Source organism: Acidisoma sp. PAMC 29798 (assembly GCF_030252425.1).
Lineage (GTDB): Bacteria > Pseudomonadota > Alphaproteobacteria > Acetobacterales > Acetobacteraceae > Acidisoma > Acidisoma cladoniae.
In genome coordinates this window covers 3400949-3423591 of record NZ_CP126994.1, presented here as the reverse complement: position 1 = coordinate 3423591, position 22643 = coordinate 3400949, and the positions used below count along the sequence as shown (strand labels likewise).

Here is a 22643-nt window from a genome sequence, read left to right as displayed (position 1 = left end):
GCTCCTTAACTGGTCAAGGTCTGGTGACTGACCTGCACGGTCTGGCCACCTTCGACATTGACGATGAACTTCTCGTTGATGCCCTGGAACTGCACCTGTACATCGGCCTGCACATAGCCGAGCGCCGTTCGGGTCTGCGGGTTATTGGTGGTGTCGCAGATCACGGCAAAGGGTTGGCTGCCGTCGGTACTGCCGAGCAGACCTTCACCGAGCATGGCTTGCAGGAAGGAGAGCAGAGTGGCCCGGATGTTCTGGAACAGCGTGCTGTTGATGACGGAACCGACATAGACGCCCATCCCCGCACTGAGGGTCGCGGCGATGTAATTGGTGAGCCGCGTGTAGTTGTCGCCATTCACGGCCGCGTTGGAGGAGGAGTTGTGACCGCAACGCACCCCCCAATAGGTGCCGCCGGGCTGCGGATTGCAGATGACGTCGATGCCGGCTTGAAACAGAGCCTGCAGATCGGCGGTCGCATAGGTGCTGGACTGGCCGGAGGCGACCGATCCGCTGCGCTGGCTGCCCGCGATGCTATAGAGCTGCTTGTTTAGGCTCGACTGCTCAGGCGAGAGATTGACCAATCGACGGGCCGCGAAACCTTGCGGAGAGACCAGCCGCAGCATCGCGTTGGTTTGATCATTCCAATAGAGCCAGTCGCCGAACATCAGCTTCGCAGCATAGCTGTCCAGCCCGGCGGAGGCCTTGGTCGCAACAGCGTTGGCGGTGGTGTCACCGGCGGGACCCGCCAGGATCATGTAGATGCCTTCGGAGAGTCCGAACTCCGCCTGCGTCGTATACTGCGTCACGTCGGTCGCGTCCGAGAGCAAAGCGACTGAGCAGCCTTGTCCGCGCAAGGCATACATGCCAGCGCGGGGCACGGAATCGCTGCCGATCAGTGTGGCTGCTGTGACCCCGCTTGCGCCATCTGTGCCGGGCGTGCCGGTGGTGAAGGTGAAGCTGCCAGCGACTGGGACCGCCGTACCGCCGGCATAGCTCGCGACCACGGTCTGGGATGCGCCGCGCAACGCGCCGTTGCCGATGTTGATGGCACTGACAATCGCTTGCCACAGCGCCGCACCCGTCCCCGCGATATTGTCAAAAATCTCGGGCGTGGAGGCGGAGAGTGCGACCGTGATGCGCCAGGTATTGGCTTTCGATCCCGTGGACAGCACAACGGAAATGCCACTGCCCAGGCTGCCGGTGTAACGCGCCGTCAAAGTGATGGCCGTCTGCAACGTCAGGCTCGCGGGCGTGTCGGTGCCATCCGTCACCCGGACACAGCGGAAGTTCTGCGCGCCCTGCTGCACCGCAGTCGCGATCGGGGTGCCGAGATCGAAGGCCCTGGGCATCACCGGGCCGAAGGCCGCCGCGTATTGCGCCATGGTGCCGATGGTCACCGGCAGCCCGACAGGGCCCCAGCTTGCACTGCCGACGATGCCGAGGATGTCGGTCGGCACGCCGTTGAGCAGAAGCGTTTGCGGTGGCACGATCTGCACATAGAGGTCGGGCACCACAAGGGCGGTGGTGTTGATAGACCCCTGTTGGACAATGGGCATGATGTTTCCTTCGAAAACACGGATCAGCCGAGAAGGGGCGCGAGCGTTCCGGCGGGGCTGGTGAGAGTGCCAATACCGAACAGCATGGCCGGCAATGCGGCGGTGACGATCGTGGGGTAGTCTGCGGCGTAGAGAAGGTCGCGGCGATAAAGGGTCGCGTTTTCACTTTGGTCGATGGTGGCGCCGCCGGCGGCCGTGATCCGCGCCGATGTGCCGTCAACCAGCGGGAGGAACGCGGTATCGGCCATGGCCGAATCGATCATCCCCGCCACCAGGTCACGCGGCGCAGGCCCCGGGCACCAGCAGCTGACGCGAAAGGTCTGCATTTGTCGCCGTGTCTCGCGGTAGGCAGTTTGTGCTTGCTCGACACGCGCGGCCAAGCGAAACGCGGCGGGGATGGTGACCGTGGCATCGGCGACCTGCACGATCCACCCGCTGGCAATGAGCTGGGCCGCGAGGCTTGCGGCGACCAGGGCCGTGGTATCGCCCGCCTGCACAAGATAGACGAAGGTTGCGCCGTCTACGGCTGCGCCCGCCATCTGGCCTGCGGCCGGCGTGCCGGTGAAGGTGATCGTGGCGCCCGCGACAGTGACGGACATGGTCGGCGTGGTGGTCTTGATCACCCGCCATGTCGCCGGGTAGCGTGTCGTATCGCGCGGGTTGTCGGCGGGAAAGACGCTGACATTGACGATGCCGACGGCAAGATCTTCGCTCAGGGCGGCTGTCGTCGGCCAACCGCGATAGACGCGGTTCGGAACCGACCCGCCGGCGAGAGCTGTGGCGACGGCGGTGACGATTGCGGTTTCGACGTCGGATTGATCGGCCATCACACCACCGCTTCGACGGCATTGAGGCGCCAACCAAGTGGGCTGAGCTCGACGCTGGAGACGACGGACACAGACCCCGCCTCATCGGTGATCAGATCGCCCTGACGAAGTTCCAGGGCTTGCTTCCCCCGCAATGCGGGCAGCAGCACGGTCATGCTCGGCGGCCCCGGTTGTCCAGGCAAAGGTCCGCCGTGGCCACTGCCGCCACCGGCGGCGAGCACGCTTGCGGGCCAAGCATCGAGGAGCAGATCCTGCTCACCTTGCTGGACGCCGCCATAAGCGTTGATGCCCGGTGCACGCGCGCCACCCGCCCGCGTCACGCGCAGCAGGCGATTTGTCTGCACACAGACGGTGGGTAGCAGTGGCGGTTGCGCCGCGACAAAGAAAGTGCCGAGCGGACCCACCAGATAGTCGCCAGGGCAGGTATAGGCATTATCGCAAATGGCGAACCACAGCGGTTGGCCGTACCGTGCGCTGCGATGCCAATCGCGATCCTCGCCATGGAAGGCGACCGCGAGCTGCACCACAAAATTCGTCCGCGCGAGCGGGGCGAGGGGCCCGCAGGGTCGGTATGCGTCATAGGGGTCCCCAATCCGGAGTGCCGCCTGCCCCAATCCGCGGGCGACGCGATCATTCAAGCGCGCTGCGTCCATCACACAACCAAGGTAATTCCAGGATCGGCGACGGCCGGACCTGGAGGAATGCCGAGAAAAGCGCATAGCCGGCGGCGCCAATCGTCGAATAAGGCGGCCCGGTCTCGCGGCTCATCACGGTTGCGAGTCCAGACCGCGGCCTGGTCCGTATCAAGATTCTCCGCGGCGTTCGGCACCGCCATTTCGAGATTTTGTAAGGTCACGACATATTGCAGCGCGACCGCTTCTTCAGCCGCGGACAGGTTGTTCAGTCGATATTCCAACAACCCGTAGGCCTGAAAAAATCGCCAGCCCTGGAAACCGCTGGCACCCGCGCCATACGCTGGATAGCCGCAAAAACGGCGAATATCCGTGCGCTGCGCATCCGTGAAACTCATCGTCGTTTCCTAGTATACCGAGCCCGAGCCGCGGGTGAGGTAGACGCGCCCACTTGCCGTAGACAGCACAACGGCCGCTGCCGTCACGGTCGTACTCACGCTCAACAGCATCTGGCTACCCGCCGGTATCGGCAAATCGCTGCTTGTCGCGGTGAGACTTGTCGTCGCACCAAGGCGAAGATAGGCGATGGCGGTCGTGCTGTTATAGACGAGGAGGGATGGGCCGGTGCCGGGAAGAGATGCCGCCTGACTGGTCGTGCCAGCCGCGACCGAGACTGTGCCTTCAGGATTGAAGGCGGAGATGCTGCCGCTTGCCATTCGCGTCAGCCTGCATGCTCGACCATCACCGCGCGCTTATAGGCGGCGTTGGTCGCGGTCGGCACGGTCAAGGGCGTTGTGGTGGTATCGGACGGCGCGCAGAAGCCGCCGATCCAATACCAGCTTTGGGCGATGATCTGCTGCAAGCGATCGATCGGTTCCCGCGTCACCATGGCCACCTGATCGACGATGGTCACGATGGAGTCCTTCGGTGCCACATCATCTGCGCCGATGCCGGCGAAATCGCCTTCGATGAGCGCGCCTTGGCCGCAGATGATCGGGCGACGCACGGCGAGGCCGGCGATCGTCGGATGTGCCTGCACGAAGGCCTCGGTGGTGGGAATAAAGCGCAGCCCGAGGAAGTCATTGACCATGCCATCATGAAAGACGGCATTGCCTGATGTGGCGCCGGTGAACAGAGTCTTGAAGTCGGGATCGGCGAAAAGCTGACGCGACGAAACCGGGTCGAGGTAGCAATTATAGACGCCATCGATCTCCGGCACGGCATTCTTGCGCAAGGTCGCGACGGCATCGAGAAGATTACCCATCGTCAGGCTGTCATTGGGCTGCAGCAGGGCGGTATTGGTCCGCCCACCCGGCCGCAGGATGGCGCTTGCGGTGGCCGCCTGAACGGTCATGCCGATGGTGCCGTCAGCCACCGCGACGCTGGTGGTGAAGATCAGGCTGCCGGAAGCGCCATTCGGCGTCGAGGATAGGCTGACCGTGTCCGTCGTCACCGCGCTCAGCGTATAGATATCCGCGCCCACGGTCACCGCCAGCGGATTGGCGGAGGAGACGGGAACTTGCACGCCGTTGACAAAGACGGTCTGGAAGCCGCGCACGTCATCGACCAGGATCGTCGGCCCGGCGGCCGACAACGTGGCGGTTACACGGGTATTGCCGCCGAAATACGCCTGGAACAGTGCGTTCCTTGCCAGCTCATCCAGGCTGCGCGCCGCCTGCTCACCATTGGTATAGGCGTTTTGCAGGAACTGGTTGGCGATGCCGACGCGGCTGGTCACCATGTTCAGATCGGCGGTCGCGGCATAGAAGTTGAGCGTGAGGGTATATTGCTCGATGCCCCAACCGGAGGGCGTGAGGCCATTATCGAGGTTGGTGTTGGCAGCGGGGGAGAGCGGGGTCGTCACGCTCGGCTTGAGGCCGGCGCGCGTCTTTGTGAGCGTCTCACCGATGCCGACGGAAATATCTTCCCGATCCGCGACGGCGCGATAGCCGAGGCGGGATCGGAGCGCCTGCTGGAACTCGCGCTCCAGAAAGCCCTCCTGAATGATCGGCTGCAAGGCCAGGGGAAAATTTTCAATGCCCATCACGATCCTCGTTTATTCTTCAATGGTGAAGCGGATGACGGACACGGTGTCACACGCGCCGAAGCAGCGCCGCGCGGGCGGCGCGATATTCGTCGTGGCTCATATCGACTGCCTGCTTCCTGCGGGCCGGTTGGGACGGGGGCGGAGCGGCCGTGGGTGAGCTGGAGGCACTGCCGAAAAGCCACGGCTTTTGGCGTTTGAAATGCTCCATCAACGCCGATGCGCCGGTGACCTCGCCGCGCTCATTGACCTGAAGGGTTGTCGTGTCGACCAGGCGCAGCCCGTCGAGATCGACGATGCCGGCGCGCACCGCTTCGGTCTTCAGTTCCGCCATCAGCAATTGTGTGCGAGATTGTTCGCTCAAACTGCGGACCTGCTGTTCCAGTTGCGCCGCTCGCTCGCGCAGGGAATCGAGCGTCTCGGCGGCTGCCGGTGCGGGGCCGGGTTCAGGAATGGTCATCCGAAGCGTGTTCCTTTGTGATCCGGTCGAGTTCTGCCGCGACATCCTGAATGCCGTAGCTGTCGGCGATGGTGCGGATTGCGGTCTCGCGGCTGATCTGGCCGGCGGCCGCAAGCGTCGACAGCGTTTGCGCTTCGGCGAGTTGGTCGGCGGCGCTTGGCGGATACCAGCGTGGCCAATCGAGTGACAGTCGCGCGCCACGGTCCATCGCCGGCACCGGCTTGCCGAGCACCGTGAGGGGATAGCGTTCGGCCGCCGCGATAATCATGCGGATCAGCGGAAGCAGGCCGTTCTGGCCGTAAGAAATGCGAAGGTTGTCGGCGAGCCAGATGAGGCCTTGGTTCATCAACTCCAGGGCGCGGCCGGATTGCGCGGCGGCGATGCGGTCCGCGCTGGAGCGGTTGCCATGGACACTTTCCAGCGCCAGTTCGCGCAAGACCCTGACGTAGTCGATGACCGCATTGGCCGCCGTGCCGCCGATCTCCAGCAGCCGGGCGTCACCATCCTTGCTGACGACAAGGGCATTGCCGGCGCCCTTGATGATCTCCCGGTCGGTGGTTGCCGGCTCCTTGATCAGTAGGGTTGGGTCAGAACTATACGTGAGGCCACGACCGGCCTGGGAGAGTTGGTAGTCGATTTCGATGCTGGTCTCGATCGCGGCGCGGAAGGTGCAGGCGCCATCGATGCCGTCGCCACCGGGCAGGTTGCGAATCCAAACGATCGGGACGAAGCCCAAGCCATGCCGCAGCGTGCGCGCGGCATCGATTTCGGGCTCGGCCGACATTGCCAAACCCACCGCCCAGGGTAGGAACCAGGTTTCGGCATCGCCGTCCCACCGCCGCATGAACCAGTAGTCCGCAGCAGGCTCGGCGATGTCATAGCCTTGGGCCGCGAGATCGGCACCACGCACTTTATATTGTTCCGTCACCGCCGCCAGTGTGTCGGGCGCGTCTGATCGCCATGTGGGCGTGAGGAAGATGGTGTCGAGCGCCGAGACGAAGACGCGGGTCTTCAGGATACGCAACAGCAGCGCGACCGAACCCACCGCGCCGCGCAAAGCGGCGTCGATCATCACCCCGTTCAGCCCGGCATCGACCATGAGATCGGCGACGAAGCTGCGCGTTGCAGGATCGGCGCATTCCACGGTTGGGAAATGGCCTTCGCTGAAGAGCAAGGCGACGCTGTCTTCCACCACGGTGCGACAGAGGGCGTAGCGGATCGAGGGGCGCCGCTGACGGATGGGAATGTATTCACCGCCAGCGCCGCGCTCCTCGCGGAATTGGTAGGGCAACACATCGTACAGGGTGCCGTTGAGAATGCGGCGCAAAACATCGAGTGTGCCGACGCGGGCCGGATAATCAGCGTCGCGCGGTATCAGCGCGCGGATCGCGTCGAACATTATCGGCTCCCTCTAACGGCTGAACATCGACACCTGGACGCGATGGGTGGCGGTGCCTTTGGCGATCAGGCTCATGAAGGCGCGCGACAGCGCATCGACCTGATCGTCCTTGGATCCATGTGGAAAGTCGCGAAGCTCTTCCAGGAACGTGTGATTCCAGGCTCCGCGCAGAAGTCGCAGATTGCCGGCCTCGACCTGTGCGGCCACAGGGCCGGCGCGCGTGATTTTCGCGCCCGTTTCAGGTGTGGCCGCAACACGGTACCCGGCGAGCCGCCGAGTGAGGTAATCCACTTGGGCATTGCCTGCCTGGCCAGGATCCTTCGGCAGGGCGATCGCGACAGCCGCACCATCCATCCGCGCAGTGGCGGTGATGGCACTTTCCACCTCGCCCGGTGTTCCGCGCAGGCGTTGCAGATCGGTTACGATATAGCGCCCGTCACGATCGCGCTCCAATCGCAATCCCACCGTCCAGTCGGGGTCACGCCCAGGGGTGGGCAGTGTCGCCGCCAAATCCCAGGCGCGAATGCAATCCGTGTCCACGGGCGGAACGTCGCAAAGCGCGATGCGCTCGGTGATGAACAGGCCGCCCGCAAGGGGGCGGGGATCCTGTTGAAACAGTGCCGCAAAGGCACGCTCCCCCATGGCCGCTTTCTTCCGGTGTAGGCTGGCAGCGTCTTCCCAATCGGGCCATAGCGCGTCACCCTCGTGACGGCCGAGCGGGTCATTCGCCGTCGCCAAGGCCGGCAGGTTCAGCACCGTCCAGCCCGTCTCGTTGTCGAGAATGCGGCCGCCGAGGTCATCCTGGTGCCAGCGTGTCATGACCATGACGACACGGCCGCGTGGCTTCAGCCGCGGCAGAAGATCGGATCGGTACCAATCCCAGGCATGCTGGCGCGACGTCGGTGAATCGGCTTCTGCCCAGGATTTTACAGGATCGTCGATGATCGCGAGGTCGGCGCGGCGGCCGGCGATGGGACCACGAATGCCGGCACTGAAATACTCGCCGCCATCCTTTGTCCGCCATCGGTGTGCGGCGCGTTCGTCGGTGGCGAGGCTGTAGCCGAGGGTCGCGCCGAACTCTTGCACCAAGGCGCGTGTCCGTCGGCCGAAATGGCTGGCCAGGCTATCGGTATGGCACGCCATGATCAGTGCGTGGCGCGGATGCTGTGCCAGCCACCAGGCGGGGAAGAGCATCGAGACATAGGTGGACTTGGCTGAGCCTGGTGGCATCAGCACCATCAACCGGTCGGTGCGACCCTGGCTGACATCTTCAAGCCGTGCGATCAGCAAGCGGTGATGGACTGCGGGTGATTGCTCAACTTGAAGGAGAACGAGTTCTGACCATTCGGCCAGGGTCAGAACGATCGCCATTGCGCGTTCTGAACCCTTTGCATACGGACACCACTCTTAAACGATCAAGCTGCCGAAAGCTTCGTTCATGGACTGAAGAGAATGGGGGAAACGATGCGCGGTTTCATGTCATGAATAGGAACGTCATCGACAGAACGCTACATCATATAAAGTTATATAGATGAAACCGGGGCGTTTGTCAATAAAAGTTTCGAAATCGTAAATTATTAAAGCGAGACTTCCTCGGCGACGTCGAAGCGATTCATATAGGCGGCGAAATGTGCGCGCTCTCGGCTTGCATCCAGGCCATGATCGCTGAATCGGTAGACGTTATCGCCATAGCCACCCTTCGTGGTGCGGCTCAACTCGGCCTCGATGGCGATGCGCGCCGTATCGTGCAAGGGCATCTGAAAATGATCATAGAGGGCCGAGAGTGTGGCGAGAGGATCATCCGTCAGGTCCCGATACTGGATATGGAAGATCGCGCCCGCCGCATCGTCATCGGCGGCGCGTGCCATGGCCTCCACGCCGAGCCGCCAGCGGCTCGTCACCTGCGCGCCGATATCCTCCGCGCTTTGGACGCGCGCAAAGGGGTTCCGAAGAATTTCGGTCAGGCGTGCGACGGAGGGCAGAACCTTCAGTGGATCACGATGCACGAAAACGATCCGGGCATCGGGGTAGACCGCATGGATCGCGTCGAGGGCGAAGACATGGTCGGGGCATTTTAGTACCCATTGAATGGCCTCGGCGTCGTCCGCAGTTTGATGCTGCAGATGTTGGAGGAAGCGCTTGTGGAACCGGTAGGCGAGGTCGTGGCCATGCCCGTCCAGCCATTCCAGATAGCGCGGCACGCGGAATGTGGTGTCGTATCGCAGCGACTGGAAAATCTGCGCGGTGATTTCAGTGCATTCCTGCGGCATGGTGGCGGAGAGGGGATGGACGTCGCGGAACCCCGGCGCCATGCGCGCAAAGCTGCGCAATTGCCGATCTGTCGTCTCGATCCGCCGATCGCGCCCGCGCGCCGGTGGGTAGGGCGCCATCGTCTGCCAACAACTTGGGCTGCGTGTCCGCGGGTCGCAGTCGAGCAAGCGGTGCAGGAAGGTCGTGCCGCTCCGCGGGAGGCCGGTAATGATCAGCGGGCGTCGGATCGGGATCTTGGTGATCGCCGGCGATCGTTCCTCCTCATCGCGCATGCGAATGAGATTGCGCAGGCAGCGGATCGCGTCCCACCGTGCGGCGATCCGGCCAACCAGGGAAAGTTCGGCCTCGTCATCCAGCGCTGTCAGCAGGATGCGGAGGCCTGGCATGATCTGGTCTGGCCCGAAGTCTCGGCCGAAAGCGGTCGGGTCACGACCGCCGAGCGCGCCTTTCAAGAAATCATCGGCCCGAAAGGGGTCTCTGCCAATTCCGCTCGCCATCGAAAGGCGGTCGGCCACACGCAGAGCGGAAGTCGCGATCGTCACGCTGAGGCCCCTGACGCCGTTGGGTGGCTGCTGGTACCGGTGAGGGTACACGAGGTCAAGCGCGCGGGCGGTCAAGCAAACGTGGGGTCAAGCGATCCGGGCGGCCTGCGCCGCCGCCTTGCGCCGCAAGCCCATTATGATGAGGTGGATGCCCTCGGCGTGCCAGCGCTGTACGGCCTTGTGATCGGCCCCGAGGACTTCGCCGAGCCGCCGCCAGGAGTAGAGGTGTCGATCGGTCAGCGGATGGATCAGGGAACGGCATCCCACCACGCGCCGCAGCATGTACTTATCTTGAGGGATGAGACCGAGGTAACCCATCGCGATATCCATCCGGCTGATGCGCGCGGCGGATGGCATGGGGGGCCGAATCGTCGCGGCCGACCAGCCATAGGCCTCCGTCGCCTCTCGCAGGATGGGCAGGGCGCTCACCTTCACGGCTGTGGAGTGGCCGGTTTTGGGGAGGGCGAGCAAGGTTGCCCCGGCCTCTTCCAGGAGAGCAACCAGGGCTTCGTATTCGGGAGCATTGTCGCGGCCCGTCGCCATGCGCGACGACCTCATGAAAAGGCCTGGGGATTGAAAGAGGGGAAGGACAGATAGGGATCGCCGTCCAGAACGGTGCCCGCCGTCAGCATGCCCCAGCTCAAAGGATGCCCGGATGGCAGGCAGCCGCGGCGTTCATCCGCGACATCCATGGGTTGGTCCTGCGCTGCAGTGCGGTGTCGGCAGGCGGCACGCTCTGCCAGGCGGGCATCCCACCAATTGGCGGTTGAGGTCGGCGCAATGGTTCCGGTATCATGATCTTCGCACCTGCGAGACGGTTCCGACCTCATCGAGCGCTCCTTAATCAAACGATACCGCAACGTTAGTATAACTAACGCTGCGGTGCAATGCCGATCGGGTGCCTTTTCGATGGCAGGGGCTTTGATGCGGGCTTCGATTCATGGTTTGGGAGGAATCCTCTGTTAAACTCCTATGACGGTGAAGGCGCGGGCGCACGGATCCGTGTCGCGCGGGAAGCCCTGGGCTTCACGCAGGATCGGCTGGCCCAGCTTGTGGGCGTATCGCGAAGTGCTGTTGCTCAGTGGGAGACGGATCGGTCCGGCCAGGTTCGTGCCAACCTTGCCCGTGTCGCCGCCGCCCTCGGTGTTTCGGTCAGTTTCCTGGTCACGGGAGTGGCCGGAATCGAGGGAGATGTCGCTGAAACGTCAGACGAACGGGCTCTTCTTGCCCTTTATCGTCAAATTCAGGGACAGGGACGGCATCAGCTCCTGCGAGAGGCACGACGCTTGGCCCTGTCTCAGGGGATTTCCACCCCTGAAGGAGATTAAGAGAGCAGTGCAGTGCTTCCAATACGCTCCAGCAATGCACTGAAAGAATCGCCAAGTTTTGGTTGCACCGCACCACACGATCGGATACATGATTAACGAGACGTTAACTTAGCTCCACCTACGGCAGCGGACGCCGGGAGCCACACCGAGATGGAGACAAGCGTATGAGTGCAAGTCAAGTCACTGTTCCCGGCTCTACAACCGCCTTTAACTATACACCCCCGGCCAATAGCAACGTGTTCGTCCCGTTTGGCAGCAGCGGAACGATCACCGGCGGCGCGGGCGCGACCACCATTCACGGTGCCGGCTCCACGAACCTTACCTTCATCGGCGGCACCGCCCCGGCGACGGTTTATGGCGGACAGAATTCGACCCTGATTGGCGGTAGCGCTCCTTCGCTGCTCGTCGGCGGCGTCAATGCCGTCATTCAAGCCGCTGCCGGATCCGGTAACTCCACCCTGATCGCCGGCACCGGCAATTCGACCCTCGGCGATGCCAGCGCGACGGACAAGGCCGGCAACGAGTTCAGCGTGAACCCGTTCGCGACCGCGTCCACTCTGACGACGATCAACCTGGATGCGGGCGCCAATACCGTTCTGGGCGCTGGCGCTGGCGACACAACCGTGAATGGCGGCTCCGGCGCCGACATTTACGAGTTCTTCGCGGGCCACGGCGGCGGCACCGAAACCATCACCCAGTTCGGCGCTGGTTCGACCTTCGCTTTCGATCCGGGTCTGGGCGCGAAGCCGATCACTTCGGAGAACTTCGCCGGCGGTACCGATACAATCACCCTGACGGACGGCACGACCATCCACATCGAAGGCGTGACCGGCAAGATCTTCGGAAGCTAAACAATCGCGGGCGAATAGCCTCGACGATCGTGAGACAAAAAGGGCGCCCTCGGGCGCCCTTTTTTATTGCGGCTAACCTGAAGAGGCTGAACTTAAGAGTATGTGGGACGCGGATCAGCCTCGGTCAGGCGGTCGATATGGTCCAGGATCAGCGTCAGCTTCGCGAAGAGCAGACTGACGTCACTCAGTTCCCGCTCAAGACGCAGATCCGGGTGCAGATGCGCCATGGCGGGCTCACCGGAGACCAGTCGGGCTCCGGCCGACACGCGAAGCACAGCCGCCGGCCGACCGCCGATGCTCACGGCGACGGGCTGACCAATATGACATTTGCGCCTCAGAATATCGCGGACATCCGGGGGCACCACCGCGTCAAGCGCGGCGTGAAGATCCGCGTTCAACCAGACATAGACGTTTCGGGCGGTCGGCAGATCGAGGAAGGCGCCCTGTGCGTCGATCATCGCGAAACATCGAATGGTCTCCGTCGCATCCCAATCATCCGCGTTCTCCCCGGCGGCGCTCCGGTTGACGGCGAGAAGCTGCGGGCGTTCCGCAATGCACTGATCGACATGGCCCACGAAGCGATGCAGCACCGCCCGGCGACGCTCTGCCGGCACTTCGGCGAAAGCCTGCATCTCAGCCAGGGCAGCCTGCCAACGCATACAAAGACCGTGATTACCGTCCGGTAACATTGCCTCCACGCCGGCGTGACCCGACGGCCATTCGGGACGGCCCGAATAGAGCGACAGGCCTTGCGGAAGCGCGCCATGCTGCAACCGCGCTGTGACGGTACGGGGCGCCAGGACAGCGCCGGAGAAGGGCGGCCCCGTGAAGAATTTCGATCCGGTGATTAACACGATCCAGCCTTGGCTAAGGTAGTCCCGCACGGTACCAGGGTTCAGCCGCGTCTGGCAGGCATCGACGATGACGTCCATCTGGGCGCCGAACCGTGCCTGGAGTTCGGCCACGCACCCTCGACTCGGGGCGCGCAGGCCGGTCTTGGACACATCGAGGACATGAAGCACGGGTCTGCGGCCGGCGCTGATTGCAGCGGTCACAGCGGCGACGCAATCCGCGTCCACGGCCGCCGCAGGGCGAACGCTGCCATCCGGCGCCCGTACGCCGACGGGGTGAAGCAGCGTGTCGTCCCGGAAGCCCGCAATTGTCTCGCCCTTCGGCACCAGCGCGCCCCGCGCCGTATCGACAGCGAAGTGGCGCCCGCGTGCCGCCAGCGGTACGCCGCTGCCGGTCTCCTCAGGGGCCAGAAGAATGTTGGTGATCGGCCGGTCCTCTGCCGCCTGCGCCAGGGCCAGGGCGATCAGCTCCGAATCGGTTCCTGACGCCGCGAGAATAACGGCGGTATCATGTGGCAGCATGAAATGGGTGACGAGCGCTTGCCGTACCCGCGCCGCCTCGTCGCTCACCGCCTCGTGGCGAGATGCATCGAAACTCGCCGCGATCATCCGCCGGCGGGCCTCCTCTGCGCCGAGATAGCCGCGCGCGGAGGAGGAGGACGCGGTCGAGGAGGCGAAGGTCACCGCCCAGGGGCGTGGCCGATGGCTGCAACCATAGCCGTTAAGGCCGCTGACCGGGTCTGTCGCCAGGCGCGCGTCGCCGCCTTGTTCCATCAGCCACTCGGTCGGGCCGATCAACGGCCAGGTCTCGATCAGCTTGCCATGCGCCTCTGGCGAGAGGATCGCCTCGGCGGCCCCTGGCTGATGCGGTGCCAATCTGGCCCAGATCAATCGGGCGAGGGTCAGGTCGGGCGCCGCCTGGCCGGCCATGGGTGCGACCCAGGCCGGAAGCGATATTCCGGTTCCGGCGTCGGTCTCCAAGGCGACGGCGAGTGCCGCGCAGCGGGCCGCGGCAAGTCCCGCGATCGCCGGTTCGGCAACCTGGCTCAGCCAGCCGAGTTCAAGCGCCTGCCGCAGCGTGAAGAGGGTTTCGGCCGAGGGGGAAAGCGTCGGCGCACCGAACGTGATCTGGGCGCGGCCGGATAGAATAAAGGACTCGGGCAAACTGCGGTTCGTCAGCACATCGAGACCGGCCAGCAGCAGCCGAAGTTCCGGCTGATGCAGCAGGCTGGCGATGGACGGCGGCATCACGTCGAACTGCATCGAAACTCCCTTCCGGAGGATGTCTTTGCGCGAGACGATCCCGAGACAGTGTGACTATCGCGCTCGACCGCGTCGCGCCACGCATTTTCATCACGGAGCGGCGCCGCGCGCCGCCACCCAACGGGATGATGTCATCAAACTGCAACGCGACTGTCATCGTAGTCGCGGCTATGCCTCCCTACACGCCTGCAACACAGCCGCTCTGGCTGCGTTTTCATTTGGCTCGGAGATTTCATGTCGGACAACTTGGTGCCCGCGCGCCTCACGCGCGCTCAATTCCTCAAGTCGATCAGCCTTGCCGCGGTCGGCCTCACCGTTGGCGGCATCGCGCGTTCCGCACGCGCCGAGGAGGTGACCATCCTCGAGACCGGCTCCAGCCTGCTCTACCCGCTGTTCAACCTGTGGGTTGGCGGCTACCAGAAGATCGTTCCCGGCATTCGCGTCACGACGCAGAGCACGGGCAGCGGCACCGGCATCGCCCAGGCGGTTGCGGGCATCGCGCAGATCGGCGCTTCGGACGCCTATATGGCCAATCCGCAGGTCAAGAAGCACCCCGACATGCTGAACATTCCGCTCGCCATTTCGGCGCAGAATGTCGTCTACAACCTGCCCGGCCTGAACGACCGTAACCTGAAGCTGAGCGGTCCCGTGCTCGCCGGCATCTACAGCGGCAAGATCACCTCCTGGGATGACGCCGCCATCGCGGCGCTGAACCCCGGCATCACGCTGCCGAAGCATGTCATTCTCCCGATCCATCGCACCGATGGCAGCGGCGATACCTTCATCTTCACGCAGTATCTCAGCTTCTCCACCCCGGAATGGGCCAGCACCTCGGCCTACGGCACCACGGTCAGCTGGCCGGCCGTTCAGGGTGGCATCGGCGCCATCGGCAACCCCGGCATGGTGCAGACCACGCAGCAGAACCCCTACTCGCTGTCCTATATCGGCGTGAGCTTCGCGGCTCAGGTTCAGGCCGCTGGCCTCGGCGTCGCTGCCCTGCAGAACAAGGCGGGCCAGTTCGTCCTGCCGAACCCGGCCACCGTCGGCGCCGCCGCCGCCGGCCTGATCGACAAGACCCCGGCCGATCAGCGCATCAGCCTGATCTTCGCAGATGGCGACATGGCCTATCCGATCATCAACTACGAATATGCCATCGTGAATAAGATGCAGCCGAGCGCCGCGATGGCCAAGGCGATCAAGGGCCTGCTTACCTGGGCGATCGATCCCAATGGCGGCAGCGCCATGGATTACCTCGGCCGCGTGCATTTCATTCCGCTGCTCGACAAGATCCGCGCCGAGAGCCACGCTCGGATCGCGACGATTTCTTCTTGATCGGATGAGCGAACGTTTGGTTGATATGATGCCGGCCAGTCTTCCTGGGCCGGCATCGAAGACCGCGAAGAGCGGAGCGGCTATTCAGCCGTTCCGCGTTCTTTTGTTGGTGCTCGCGGGGGTTATACCCCTCGCGATCTTCGCAGTTCTGCTGTTCCTGGTCGTTTATGCCTGGCCTGCGATCAAGTTCAACGGCTTTGGCTTTTTGCTTACCAAGACCTGGGATCTTGGCAATCTCTACGCCGACCCGGTGATGACCCATGGTGTGCTCGCGCCTGTCGGTGCGACCTATGGCTGCCTCGTCTTTGTCGCGGGCACGCTTGCGAGTTCGGCTCTCGCCCTTTTGGTCGCCGTGCCGATCAGCCTTGGTATTTCTGTGCTCCTCGCGGAAGGCGTGCCCGGTACGCTGCGGACGCCCTTGTCAATCGTCGTCGAGATGCTCGCCGTCGTGCCGAGCGTCGTCTACGGCCTCTGGGGCATCATCGTTCTGGTTCCGTTGGTCGCGCATCTGATCGCCCCTGCCCTCGCGGCGATCTTTGGCTTTCTCCCCTTTTTCGCCGCCGGTGGCGGCAGTGGCTTCGGTCTACTTTCATCCTCACTCGTCTTGGCGCTGATGGTCATCCCCGTCATTACGATCACGGTGTATGACGCGCTGACGCGCATTCCGCGCGAAGCCAAGGAAGCGGCCTATGCCCTTGGCACGACCAAGTTCGAAATGGTCAGCCGCACCATGCTGCCCATGGTCCGCCCTGCCATCATCGGCGCCATCATCCTCGGCCTCGGTCGCGCCTTGGGTGAAACCATGGCCGTTCTGATGGTGTCCGGCGGTGCCTTGAACTATATGCCGCACAGCCTGATGAGCCCGATCAGCACCATGGCCTCCTTCATTCTGTCCCAGTTGGACAGCGCGGAGCAGGATCAGTCTGGCCTGGCCGTGCAGTCGTTGGCCGAGATCGCCATCGTGCTGTTCGTGATTACCGTTATCGTCAATGTCATTGCGCGACTTCTGGTCCGCTCACGGAGTGCTTCCTGATGGCGAGCGCATCCGCGACCCTGGCCCTTCCGCAGACGAAGCGCCGTTCGATTGGCAAACGTCGCAGCAGCAGCCTCATCGGTTGGGTATTGTGCTGCATCGCCTTCCTGCTCGTCGCGGCGCCTTTGATTGATATCATCGTGCTCGTCTTCGTGCGTGGCATTTCGGCGATGTCGCCAGCGCTGTTTACGACGACGACGCAGGGCGTCAGTGGCGGCTTGCTTAATGCCATAACCGGCACGCTGGTTCTGTCCGCCGGTTCGCTCATCATCGGTGTGCCCATCGGGGTCGGCGCGGGCATTTACCTGTCTGAATTCGGCAACACGCGTTACGGGTCGATGGTGCGGTTTCTTGCCGATGTGCTCACCGGCGTTCCTTCGATCGTCCTGGGCTACTTCTCCTATGTCACCATGGTGATCTGGCTCGGCTGGCAATTTTCCGTTCTCGCCGCCTCCATCACGATCGCCATCATGATCCTGCCCTATATGGCGAAGATGACCGAACTCGTGCTGCGCCAGATTCCGATCCCGATGCGCGAGGCCGCTTACGCTCTTGGCGCCAATGATCGGCTGGTCGTGCAACGGGTGCTGTTGCCGGTGGCACTGCCGGGCATCCTGACGGCGACACTGCTCTCCCTCGCGATTTCGGTGGGTGAGACGGCGCCGCTGATCTACACGGCCGGCTGGTCGAACTACGTTTGGAACGGCAAGTTCACGCATGAGCCGATCGGCTATCTGACATATGTGATCTGGAGTTTTATCAATCAGCCCTTCGCATCGGCCCATGCCTTGGCCTTCGCAGCGGCCTTCCTCGTCATGCTGACGGTGCTCGCCATCAATCTCGGCGCCCGCGCGATTTTGAGCCGTTATCCGCGCACCTGATCTCGCCACGCCAAAAGCCGATGTGCCGCATTGGCGATCTGCGCTTCCCCGGCGCAATAGCTAAAACGCACGAAATGCTGGCCACGCCTGGCGTCGAAATCTACGCCGGGCGTGGCGGCGATGCTCAGCTCTCGCAATAATCGCGCGCAGAAGGCCGGACTCTCCTCGTCCCGATCCGAAATATCAGCGTAGAGATAGAAGGCGCCTTCCGCCGGACTCAGCCGGGCGAAGCCCGCGCGGGGCAGCGCGTCCAGCAGCAGATCACGGGACCGCAGATATCCCGCGCGCCGCGCCTCAAGCTCCTCCGTGCAGTCGAAGGCGGCTTCGGCCGCCACTTGCGCGATATGGGGTGCCGAGATGAACATATTCTGCGCCAGCCGCTCGGCCGGGCGCCGCAGGTCATCGGGCAGCACCATCCAGCCAACCCGCCAGCCGGTCATGGAAAAGTATTTCGAAAAGCTATTCACGACGATCGCGGAAGGGCTGAACTCAGCCGCCGTCGCAATCGGGCTGTCGTATTGCAGCCCGTGATAAATCTCGTCACTCACCAACCGCACGCCGTGCCGGTGGCACCACTGGGCGATCGCAGCCAATTCGTCGCGATGGAGCATCGTTCCGGCCGGATTGCAGGGACTTGCGAGAATGAGGCCGTCGATCGGTGGGTCGAGTGCTTCCAATGCCGCGATGGTCGGCTGAAACCGGGTTTCGGCGCCCGCCTCGACAATCACCGGCCGCATGCCCAGCGCCGTCAGGATATTCACGTAAGGGGGATAATAGGGCGCGGCCATAGCCACGCGATCGCCCTGGTCGAAGGCCGCGAGGAAAGCCAGTGGGAAGGCGCCCGAAGCCCCCGTGGTCACCGCAATCCGCTCGGGCGGCAGATCGAGGTCGTACCAGGCGCCGTAATGTGCGGCGATTCGGCGGCGAAGGCTGGGAAGGCCAAAAGCCTCCGTATAGCCCAGGGGATGCAGGCTCCGCAGAGCATGGGATGCGGCGGCCACAGCGCCGGCTGGGGCACCGAGAGCGGGCTGGCCGACTTCCATGCGAATGACCGCAGGGTCGCCGGGGCCGCGCGCCGCATCATGGGCATTGGCCGCGGCAATGACGTCCATCACCCGAAACGGGGGGATGTCGCCGCCGCGCCCAACCTTCAGCGACACGGCAGGCCTTAGTTCTTGCCTGTGGCCATGCCGGCGCCACGCGGATCGGTCAACCAGATACAGCTTTTGAACCGGCCGGGCACGCGTCCGGGGCAGCTGATGGCATTGGCACGACCCGGCTCTGGCACCACACTGCCGAAATCACGACCCTCCTGGCGCAGGGCATAGTCTGTGGTGAGGGCGACAGCGAGCGGCGCGCCCTGCTGCCCGCTGCCGCCAACGCTGGCCCGGAAGGTGTTCGTCGGCTTGTTCCAGACGAGGGAGGCCGAGAGCAGTGGCGCTTGGCCATGGGCGGGGGAGGCCGCGAGAAGAATCCCGGTCCCGGGCGCGATGCGACCGGTGCCGAAGAGGTTGTTCATCGTCAGCGAGCAGGAGACAGCGCCGCCGTATTGATCGAGCGTGACGAAGCTGGTCGAGGCCGCGACTTCCGGCAGATTGCCACGCGGCAGGTTCGTCTCCTGCAGCAGCGCCGCTGGATCCTGGGCATCGGTGCCCGCGCGATAGGCCGTGGCGATGGCGAGCGCGGCGGCGTTGGCGCCAGCAATATCCCCTTCCTGGGCCCGCAGTTGCGCATAGGCACCGGCGGCGGCCAGGCCGCCATCCGCCGGCGGCGGTAGGAAGGTTGCGTGGTTGCCACCGGCGCCGACGTCGATCGGGTCCATCTGGCGCGGCACGGCGTTCGTCAGGTCCTGCATGCTGATAGGACCCTCCGCCATGGCCGATCCACGGACCAGGCTCTGGGCGAGATCGCCCTGATACAGATCGGCAACGCCCTTAATGCGCAGCTGGCTGAGCGTATCGGCCAAGGCCGGCTGCACCATGGGCTGCCCGACGCCGAGCGGCGCGCCGGAGGCATCGCCGAAGGTCGCCCGCGCTACGGGATCGCCGAATAAGGGGCCGGAGACGACGGAAAGATCATTCTCGAAAGCCTGTGACACCGGCACGCCGAGCGACGCCAGGCGCTGCGCCGGCCCAATAAGCTGGTCGATCGGCTTGCTGCCATAGATGGCCTGCATCAACAGCAGGCCGCGTGCCGTCATGGGCACGGCAGCGGCGCGGCTGCCGCCGCCGGATGCGGCGGGGGACAGGAAGACGAAGGCCTGCGGGCCATTGCGTGTGCCCGCCTTGATGGTCGGAGAATAGACGAGGCAGGCGCCGCCGCCGCCGAGCGATGCGCGGGACGGTAAGGTCACCATCAGCGCGAAGGCGAGGGCAGTCGCGGCGTCGGTCGCATTGCCGCCAGCGGCGAGAATCGCCCGCGCGACCAGGGTAGCCTGCGGCTCATCGGCCACCACTGCCCCATTCCAGGTACTGGTCACGACGCCCGGCGCCGGCATGTCATTCGGGTTCGGCCCGGCCCCCGGCAGCCGCTTGGTGAGCAGACCGCAGCCGCTGACCATCAGGGCGGTGGACATCATCGCTGCCGTTGTTCGGAAGAACGTCTTGCCCAGCAAACGACGGTGAGCCGTGGAACGCGAAGGTGCCATCATAATTTCTGGGCGCAATCGCGCCGCTCCACATTGGTTCATGCTTGGGAAAAATGCCATAAACGCCTTCAATTCGCGCGGCAACCGCAGGCGCTACGAAGAAAGACGATGCCATGGTCTTCCGCTGTCTTTTGATGACCTGCGCTTTCGGCGTCGGTCTACTTGGCTCGGCCGCCGCCTTTGCCCAACAAAGCCAGCCAGCCTCGGCCTTAAGTCCGTCGCAGCGCGCCGAGGTCATTGGCCTCATTCGGCAGGAATTGGTGCAAGACCCCTCGATCCTGCGGGATGCGATCGGGGCCCTTCAGGCACAGGACCAGGCGAGCCAGGCCTCGGCCCAGAGCAATGCCATCGCGGCGTCACGCGCTGCCCTCATCGACAATGCCGCCGATCCGGTCATTGGCAATCGCAAGGGCGATGTCACGGTGGTGGAGTTCTACGACGTTCGCTGCCCGTATTGCCGGCAGATGCGACCCCTGCTGGTGACGCTGGCGCAGCAGGACCCCGGTGTGCGCGTGGTCTTCAAGGACATCCCCATCCTCGGGCCGAGCAGCGTCGTCGGTGCTCGCGCCTTGCTGGCGGCCCAGATGCAAGGTGGCTACGACAAGATGCAGGCGGCTTTAATGAGCGATCCCGCCCCGGCGACGGAAGCAAGCCTGCGGATGGCCGCGACGCAGATCGGCCTGAACCCCGATCGCCTGATCCATGACATGAGCGACGCCACGATCACCAACAAGCTGGCTGAGAACGCGGCCCTTGCTCAGACCCTCGGCGTGACCGGCACGCCGGCGCTCATCGTGGGTGGCCGTTTGGTGCCCGGCGCCGTGAGCCTCGATGATTTACACAAGCTTGTGAACAGCGCGCGCGGGTGACGCGATCGGCTATCCCCCGAACGGGAACCGCTCGGCCAAAAGAAACGGCGCGCCCGCATCCCGCTGCGTGAACAAAGCGAGCGACGACACCTGGCGCGGCAGGCCGACCGCCGCCGCGAAATACGCGTCGGCCACCGGCTTGGCCCGGGCCATCTCCTCGGCGTTCAGCCGTCGGCTCAGCGTGATGTGGAACTGCCACAACGCGAAGACCTGCGGATAGCCCCAACGGATCAGCATCGCCTCCTGGCCCGGTGTCAGGCCGTGTTTGCGACGGCGGGCGAGTTCGGCCTCGCCGGGTTGTGCCCGGAAGGGATCGAGCGTGGCGACGACGCAATCGGCCAGGGCCTGTAAGGGAATGCTGGGCTCCTGGTCGCGCAGCGCCAGGAAGTCGCCGTAATCCTCGACCGCCAGCCTCGGCAAGGCGAACGGCGAAAGACCGGCAGCCAAACGCGTCACCGCGTCGTGGAAATGCTCGTAGCTGATGCCAGTCACAAGCCGCATCGGCGGCTTCAATGTGGCATGCAGACCGTAGCCGGCCGGCTCATCTGTGAGCGCGGCAATACCCGTCTCGGGTGAGGCGAGGGTTGCACCTGTCTCCGGGTCGCGCCCCAGCCAGCGCGTGCCGGCCTGCCATAAGGGGTCGTCCAGCTCCGGCGCGTAATAGACGGCGACGCGAAAGGCGCTGTCGGTCATCAGGCGATCCTTATCCCACGGCGCCAGACAGCCCGCACGATGGGCATGCCGTCATGCACGCGCACCTGCACCAGATCGGCGGCGAGCCCGACCTCGATCCGGCCGCGACCGGAAAGGCCGGCCATGCGCGCCGGCCGATCTGTGATGAGGGCGATCGCCTGCGGCAGGGCGATCTCCGCGATTTCCACCGCCATGAAGGCGGCTTCGATCAGGCTCGCCGGCACGTAATCCGAGGCGAAGGCATCCACCACCGAGGCGCGCAGCATGTCGGCGGCGGCGACATTGCCGGAGTGGGAGCCGCCGCGCACGATATTCGGCGCTCCGGCGATGATCTCCATCCCACAGGCGCGGGCGGCGCGGGCGGCTGCCATCGATACGGGGAATTCCGAAATGCCGATGCCGTCCGCAAAATTCTCGGCTATTTCCTCTTCGGTCCGGTCATCATGGCTTGCGATGGTGATGGCGCGACCACGCATCCGGTCCAGCACGATGCGCTTGTTCGGGCCACGCCAGCGCGCGCGAACCGCCGCATGCTGGTCCAGCCGGAGGTCGATCTCGGTCTCCGTGAGGCCATCGCGCTTCAGGATAGCGCGATACTGGGACACATCGCCCCATTGGCCGACGCCCGGCGAATGGTCCATGACGCTGACCAGACGCAAGCGCGGATGCTCGGCATAGGGGTCGAACTGGGCTTCCATGTTGAAGGCTGGAAGCTCGCAGCGCAGATGCAAAAGATGGTCCGACTTGAGAAGATCGGCACCCGCTAGCGCGTCCATATCCCGCACGCCATCGACCAAAGTTCGCTTACGATCCTCTTCAAAGCCGAGATCGCCGACGCAGAAGGAATCGAACACCGTCGTGACGCCGGCCGCGGCGCATTGCGCGTCATGGGCGATCATGGCGGACCGGGAGGGCCAGCGCGCGTTCGGTCGCGGCTGCACCTGGCGCTCCAGATTATCGGTGTGGAGGTCGATCACCCCAGGGATCAGCAGATCGCCGTCAAGGTCGATCGCGCCGGTGGCGGCGCTGCGGCCGGGGTCGATGGCGGCAATATGGCCGTCGCTGACAGAGAGGCTGCCGTTGAGAATCCGGTCGGCCAGTACCAGCCGGCCGTTGGTGAAGATCGGGTCGAGGCTCATGGGTGGTGTTTAGCCCGGGTCGGCGACG

The 22643-nt window shown here is 64.2% G+C and carries 23 protein-coding genes; 6 read left to right on the top strand and 17 right to left on the bottom strand.

Annotated features, from left to right (window positions below):
• Nucleotides 1-5: 5 nt before the first annotated feature.
• The 12 genes from QP803_RS16485 to QP803_RS16430 form a co-directional block, all read right to left on the bottom strand.
• The gene (locus QP803_RS16485) at nucleotides 6-1553 is read right to left on the bottom strand and encodes a phage tail protein (protein WP_284944561.1); all 1548 of its coding nucleotides are present in this window, start codon (nucleotides 1551-1553) and stop codon (nucleotides 6-8) included.
• A 23-nt stretch (nucleotides 1554-1576) separates the two neighbouring features.
• Nucleotides 1577-2380 carry a hypothetical protein gene (locus QP803_RS16480; protein WP_284944560.1) on the bottom strand — a complete coding sequence of 268 codons (804 nt, stop codon included), beginning with the start codon at nucleotides 2378-2380 and terminating at the stop codon, nucleotides 1577-1579.
• Entirely contained in the window at nucleotides 2380-3018 is a 639-nt protein-coding gene (locus QP803_RS16475; RefSeq protein ID WP_284944559.1) for a hypothetical protein, read from the bottom strand. The genes QP803_RS16480 and QP803_RS16475 overlap by 1 nt, the downstream gene beginning before the upstream one ends.
• Before the next feature lie 14 nt (nucleotides 3019-3032).
• On the bottom strand, nucleotides 3033-3410 hold the full coding sequence (locus QP803_RS16470) for a hypothetical protein (protein ID WP_284944558.1): 378 nt from the start codon (nucleotides 3408-3410) through the stop codon (nucleotides 3033-3035).
• A gap of 9 nt (nucleotides 3411-3419) precedes the next feature.
• Entirely contained in the window at nucleotides 3420-3728 is a 309-nt protein-coding gene (locus QP803_RS16465) for a hypothetical protein (RefSeq protein ID WP_284944557.1), read from the bottom strand.
• 5 nt (nucleotides 3729-3733) lie between these two features.
• Nucleotides 3734-5056 carry a DUF4043 domain-containing protein gene (locus QP803_RS16460; RefSeq protein ID WP_284944556.1) on the bottom strand — a complete coding sequence of 441 codons (1323 nt, stop codon included), beginning with the start codon at nucleotides 5054-5056 and terminating at the stop codon, nucleotides 3734-3736.
• Between the two features lie 49 nt (nucleotides 5057-5105).
• Nucleotides 5106-5516, bottom strand: coding sequence for a phage scaffolding protein (locus QP803_RS16455; protein WP_284944555.1), 411 nt, complete (start codon nucleotides 5514-5516; stop codon nucleotides 5106-5108).
• Nucleotides 5503-6915, bottom strand: coding sequence for a phage portal protein (locus QP803_RS16450; protein ID WP_284944554.1), 1413 nt, complete (start codon nucleotides 6913-6915; stop codon nucleotides 5503-5505). Before QP803_RS16450 ends, QP803_RS16455 begins: the two co-directional genes overlap by 14 nt.
• Nucleotides 6916-6927: 12 nt before the next feature.
• On the bottom strand, nucleotides 6928-8286 hold the full coding sequence (terL, locus tag QP803_RS16445) for a phage terminase large subunit (protein ID WP_284944553.1): 1359 nt from the start codon (nucleotides 8284-8286) through the stop codon (nucleotides 6928-6930).
• Nucleotides 8287-8492: 206 nt separating this feature from the next.
• A complete protein-coding gene (locus tag QP803_RS16440; protein ID WP_284944552.1) occupies nucleotides 8493-9728 on the bottom strand; it encodes a sulfotransferase family protein in 1236 nt (411 codons plus the stop codon).
• An 87-nt stretch (nucleotides 9729-9815) separates the two neighbouring features.
• A complete protein-coding gene (locus QP803_RS16435) occupies nucleotides 9816-10271 on the bottom strand; it encodes a DUF6362 family protein (protein ID WP_284944551.1) in 456 nt (151 codons plus the stop codon).
• Nucleotides 10272-10282: 11 nt separating this feature from the next.
• The gene (locus tag QP803_RS16430) at nucleotides 10283-10558 is read right to left on the bottom strand and encodes a hypothetical protein (protein WP_284944550.1); all 276 of its coding nucleotides are present in this window, start codon (nucleotides 10556-10558) and stop codon (nucleotides 10283-10285) included.
• Between the two features lie 57 nt (nucleotides 10559-10615).
• On the opposite strand from QP803_RS16430, the gene QP803_RS16425 reads away from it, so the two are divergent.
• Both QP803_RS16425 and QP803_RS16420 read left to right on the top strand, forming a co-directional pair.
• Nucleotides 10616-11056: a helix-turn-helix domain-containing protein gene (locus QP803_RS16425; RefSeq protein ID WP_284944549.1), complete on the top strand. Its 441-nt coding sequence runs from the start codon at nucleotides 10616-10618 to the stop codon at nucleotides 11054-11056.
• Between the two features lie 164 nt (nucleotides 11057-11220).
• Nucleotides 11221-11907 carry a hypothetical protein gene (locus tag QP803_RS16420; RefSeq protein WP_284944548.1) on the top strand — a complete coding sequence of 229 codons (687 nt, stop codon included), beginning with the start codon at nucleotides 11221-11223 and terminating at the stop codon, nucleotides 11905-11907.
• A 92-nt stretch (nucleotides 11908-11999) separates the two neighbouring features.
• Here the strand turns inward: QP803_RS16420 and QP803_RS16415 are convergent, their stop codons facing one another.
• Entirely contained in the window at nucleotides 12000-14021 is a 2022-nt protein-coding gene (locus tag QP803_RS16415; RefSeq protein WP_284944547.1) for a hypothetical protein, read from the bottom strand.
• 234 nt (nucleotides 14022-14255) lie between these two features.
• On the opposite strand from QP803_RS16415, the gene pstS reads away from it, so the two are divergent.
• Genes pstS through pstA form a run of 3 tightly spaced genes read left to right on the top strand, consistent with a single transcriptional unit; the run spans nucleotide 14256 to nucleotide 17267 of the window.
• The gene (pstS, locus tag QP803_RS16410; RefSeq protein WP_284944546.1) at nucleotides 14256-15353 is read left to right on the top strand and encodes a phosphate ABC transporter substrate-binding protein PstS; all 1098 of its coding nucleotides are present in this window, start codon (nucleotides 14256-14258) and stop codon (nucleotides 15351-15353) included.
• A gap of 25 nt (nucleotides 15354-15378) precedes the next feature.
• A complete protein-coding gene (gene pstC, locus QP803_RS16405; protein ID WP_284947938.1) occupies nucleotides 15379-16386 on the top strand; it encodes a phosphate ABC transporter permease subunit PstC in 1008 nt (335 codons plus the stop codon).
• On the top strand, nucleotides 16386-17267 hold the full coding sequence (pstA, locus tag QP803_RS16400; RefSeq protein ID WP_284944545.1) for a phosphate ABC transporter permease PstA: 882 nt from the start codon (nucleotides 16386-16388) through the stop codon (nucleotides 17265-17267). The genes pstC and pstA overlap by 1 nt, the downstream gene beginning before the upstream one ends.
• Here the strand turns inward: pstA and QP803_RS16395 are convergent.
• Both QP803_RS16395 and QP803_RS16390 read right to left on the bottom strand, forming a co-directional pair.
• On the bottom strand, nucleotides 17252-18427 hold the full coding sequence (locus QP803_RS16395) for a pyridoxal phosphate-dependent aminotransferase (RefSeq protein ID WP_284944544.1): 1176 nt from the start codon (nucleotides 18425-18427) through the stop codon (nucleotides 17252-17254). The genes pstA and QP803_RS16395 overlap by 16 nt on opposite strands.
• 8 nt (nucleotides 18428-18435) lie before the next feature.
• Entirely contained in the window at nucleotides 18436-19845 is a 1410-nt protein-coding gene (locus QP803_RS16390) for a gamma-glutamyltransferase (protein ID WP_284944543.1), read from the bottom strand.
• A gap of 182 nt (nucleotides 19846-20027) precedes the next feature.
• Between QP803_RS16390 and QP803_RS16385 the strand changes: the two genes are divergently transcribed.
• Nucleotides 20028-20783, top strand: coding sequence for a DsbA family protein (locus QP803_RS16385; protein WP_284944542.1), 756 nt, complete (start codon nucleotides 20028-20030; stop codon nucleotides 20781-20783).
• Between the two features lie 9 nt (nucleotides 20784-20792).
• On the opposite strand, the gene QP803_RS16380 is transcribed toward QP803_RS16385, so the two are convergent.
• Nucleotides 20793-21476 (bottom strand): DUF1045 domain-containing protein, encoded by a 684-nt coding sequence (locus QP803_RS16380; RefSeq protein WP_284944541.1) that lies wholly within the window; start codon nucleotides 21474-21476, stop codon nucleotides 20793-20795.
• Entirely contained in the window at nucleotides 21476-22615 is a 1140-nt protein-coding gene (locus tag QP803_RS16375; protein WP_284944540.1) for an alpha-D-ribose 1-methylphosphonate 5-triphosphate diphosphatase, read from the bottom strand. The genes QP803_RS16380 and QP803_RS16375 overlap by 1 nt, the downstream gene beginning before the upstream one ends.
• Between the last annotated feature and the right edge of the window lie 28 nt (nucleotides 22616-22643).